Annotated in this window: 3 protein-coding genes and 1 pseudogene; 1 reads left to right on the top strand and 3 read right to left on the bottom strand. The window is 62.1% G+C overall.

Annotated features, from left to right (window positions below; all coding sequences use genetic code 11):
• A pseudogene (locus WBF82_RS20585) lies at nt 1-416 on the bottom strand (hypothetical protein); the annotation flags it as partial.
• A gap of 207 nt (nt 417-623) precedes the next feature.
• Nucleotides 624-1,235, bottom strand: coding sequence for a TetR/AcrR family transcriptional regulator (locus WBF82_RS20580; protein ID WP_424384784.1), 612 nt, complete (start codon nt 1,233-1,235; stop codon nt 624-626).
• A gap of 174 nt (nt 1,236-1,409) precedes the next feature.
• Here WBF82_RS20580 and WBF82_RS20575 point away from each other — a divergent pair, with 174 nt between their 5' ends.
• Nucleotides 1,410-1,787 carry a hypothetical protein gene (locus tag WBF82_RS20575; protein ID WP_424384785.1) on the top strand — a complete coding sequence of 126 codons (378 nt, stop codon included), beginning with the start codon at nt 1,410-1,412 and terminating at the stop codon, nt 1,785-1,787.
• Here the strand turns inward: WBF82_RS20575 and WBF82_RS20570 are convergent.
• Nucleotides 1,756-3,186 (bottom strand): alpha/beta hydrolase domain-containing protein, encoded by a 1,431-nt coding sequence (locus WBF82_RS20570; protein ID WP_424384783.1) that lies wholly within the window; start codon nt 3,184-3,186, stop codon nt 1,756-1,758. The two genes, WBF82_RS20575 and WBF82_RS20570, sit on opposite strands and share 32 nt — an antisense overlap.
• Nucleotides 3,187-3,287: the final 101 nt, after the last annotated feature.

The raw sequence follows: 3,287 nt of genomic DNA, 5'->3' as shown, positions 1-3,287 counted from the left end.
TCCCAAGCCTTTTCACCGGGCCCCGCTGCGCCGCCGACCCACAACTCATTGAAATGCCAGAAGTAGCCGGCATCGAACATGTTTCCCCACCCGGTCAACAGCACCCGGGCCAGCAGGGTGTGGTTGCCACCCAGATCCAGAGCCCAGCCGAAGGAGTTGATCGCGGCGTCGATGATGACCAGATAGCCGATCAAGGTGACGAGCATGGGCCGCACCGACAGGCCCTCGCGCTGGGCCTTGCGGAGTAACCACACTCCACGCAAGAACAGCGGCAGACCGAAGATCCCCAAGGCCGCCGTTCCGATCAGGATGCTGCCGACAATCAGCCACTTGTCGGCTTGACGTTGCGCGAGTCGCGATTCCTCGATGTGCTCGTCGTACGACCGGTCGCGGCGCACAGTAGTGGTCGATCCCACTGTGAGACCCGTGACCTTCGGCAGATTCACCGCTTCTCCCTACGGCATGGACGCTCCGGCGTTGCCGGACTCATGCGCAGCCCGACCCGCCAGGCCGGTGTACGGTTCTACACTGACTTGAGTCATTGACATTGTCAATAACTCGCGGTGGGGCCGTCCACCCTGACCGGCCTAGGGGGCTGGCGGGGACGCGGTCGTTTTGGCTGGTTACTTCGGTCGAGAAGGCTGCATGCTGCGCACGGTTCTCGTCACATAATCGTCGAGCAGCGCGTTGCGTGTCGGCCAGTCGTTCGTGGTGATCAACAACGCATATAGGCCTAACAGAAAGAACACCGCGCTATTCATTGCGTTGACCTCAGGATCGGTCTTACCGTGCTCGCGCGCTTGGTCAATCTCTTGAGCGAGCCGGATCACCACGGGATGGTCTTGTACGCCTTCAGCCGGCGGCCGGGTCTGCGAAAAATGCAGTGCGAGAAAGTCTTTGAACAACATGTCGCCGAGCCGGCGCTCGAGACCCATCACCAAACGCGCGGCCTCGTCCAGTGCTGCGCGCAGATCGTGGCGGGAGGCCAAAAATTGCCCTAACTGTTTGGCGATCCGCTCCTCTTCACGCCGCTCCAGCTCCAACAGGACGTGCTGCTTGGTGGGAAAGTGGAAGAAGAACGTGCCGTGCGCAACGCCGGCGGCGTCGACGATCGCGCTGACGTCGGCTTCAGTCATCCCCGACCGCTTGAACTCTGCAATGGCGGCGCCCAGCAGTCGCTCCCTCGTCTGCAAGCGCTTCGCTTCGCGGGTAGAGCGCCCGTCCGTCACCGCCATGTCCGCCTCTTCACTAACTGACCCGAATCAACATCATGCCTGACCCCTGACCACTGCGACAGTATCGTCTGGGTTAGCTGAAGAACGGCCGTGGTTGACCGGCCAAACTTCTGCCAGGCAATCGGCCGTAACCGCCGAACGATTGGACACCGGCGAACTAGACTCCGGCGTGTGATGACCCCGTCAAACCCGTGGGGGAACGAACGTGGGCAGCTATCGCATCGGTTTCAGATGCGAAATCAAGTACTTGGTCGCAGGCAGGCGCGGCGACTGAGCAGGCGCTTCGCACAGGTCGGCGTCAATACTCCGCCGGAGCGGCTTCGGCTGGTGCTGGCCGGCGGGCCGGTCGCAGCTGACGAGGTGGCCGATGTCAGCTTCGCGTTGATTGCGATGCAGCTTAGACGCGAGCAGATCTCGGCGAAGTACAAGCGCCTGAAGCGGCGCGGCGCGCGGTCGCTGATCTTTGTGGGCTTGGTTCTCGTCACGCTGAACTTTCTGTTCTGCATGGCCTACGCCTTGTTTAGCTTGACCCTTGAGGCGTCGCCGTTGTGATATCGGGGAACGTGGCGGCGGCGAGCTGAAGAATTTCCTCGCGATCGTCCGCCAAGATGAACCCCGATTGAATCGCCGAGTCGAGCGCAACCTCGAAGCGCTCCAAATAGTCCGCAGCCCCACCCGGGTAGAGCCGACGCACGGTGCCGGTATCGAATAACTCCCCGGACCCGAAGATCGATGCCATCGTGGTCTCCTCGCCGCCAAGACCGGATGTCCGGGCAATCGGCACGTCGGCCCACGGTGTCCTTACACCGCCCCGCGCGAGGCCGTTTGCATCCAAAACGGGCTGGGGTGGTTCGGCATCGGTCAGTTCAATAGGTACGGCGCTGGGCGCTGCCTCGCCGCTGCGCACCCAGCGGCACAGTTGCGATAGCGCCGCCTGCAGAACGTAGTGGTGTTGCGGTGCGAAATTGATGCAGTGCTCCAGTTGCTCGCCCATCAACATATTCGTCGGCGCATAGGCCGCGACGATGTCGGTCAGCGCTGCAGAGCCGGTGTCGATCGGCGCGACTTGGATCGTGTAGTTGTCGGCATGAGCGGTGCCGGCAATCTCCCACACCCGAAGTTGTTGGTGCTCGGGTTGTCTCGCAGCGTAATAGCCTCGCCGTGGACCGGCGAAAAGGTCTGTCTCGGTGATGATCGTGACGAGCGGCGCGCGCAGGTCGGGGCGAAACCGGACCGCCTCGGATGTGTTGCTCTCCAGCACATCGAATATCGATCCACCGTCGAGTGGTGCTGCGGGCCCGAAGCGCGAATGCACCAGGAACCCGTCAAACACCTGAGCTAGCGGGTCGATGGCGTTGACGTAGGTTGTCAGAAACAACGCCGATTGGGACTCGCCCATGGCAACGACGTGTTCGGCGCGCAGCTCCCGTAGAACACCACTGTGCTGCCCGTCTTTTAAGAGGCGACCGGCCTCAGAGAAGATGTCATAGCAGAATGCGTCGCCGGGATGATGCAGGGCCGCGTACCTTTTCGGGTCTTGGATTTTCAGCGACATGTCCATGCCCATCAAGCTCACGCCGCCTTCGATGCCCACACGTTGTGCCGATACCGCAACATAGGCGTAGCCGGCACGAACGATTTCGCGATGCGCCATCATCCAGACGGCCGGCGCGTCGATTCCGCCGCTCACGTTGAGCCACTCCACGAGCACTGTCCCGTTGAACCGGGCCGGATCCGCGGGCGTTAGCGCCACGATTCGGGTGGTGAAGTCACCAGCAGCTGACGGTGTTACGTTCCACCGGCCATCCGGGCCGAGTTCGGCGGCTGAACCATAGGACGACGCCGTTCCAGAGAGGAAGAATTCCTCGGCAACATAGTCCAGGGTGGCTATGTCGAAGGCACCCAACAGCAGCGCGGGTTTCCCTGGCACCGGCGTGACGGTGATCGGCACGCGGGCATCATAGCGAACTCGATGCGGCAGCTAACCTCTTACGCCGCTACAACCTTGCGTCGCCGCACACCCGCAGTCGGTATTGGGCTGTTGCTCACCAC

It is taken from the genome of Mycobacterium sp. (assembly GCF_049673265.1).
Lineage (GTDB): Bacteria > Actinomycetota > Actinomycetes > Mycobacteriales > Mycobacteriaceae > Mycobacterium.
This window is presented reverse-complemented; position numbering and strand designations above follow the sequence as displayed.

Excerpts from the sequence above, each read along its gene's own strand:
- WBF82_RS20580 (WP_424384784.1), bottom strand. The coding sequence starts at position 1,235 with ATGGCGGTGACGGACGGGCGCTCTACCCGCGAAGCGAAGCGCTTGCAG.
- WBF82_RS20575 (WP_424384785.1), top strand. The coding sequence starts at position 1,410 with ATGACCCCGTCAAACCCGTGGGGGAACGAACGTGGGCAGCTATCGCAT.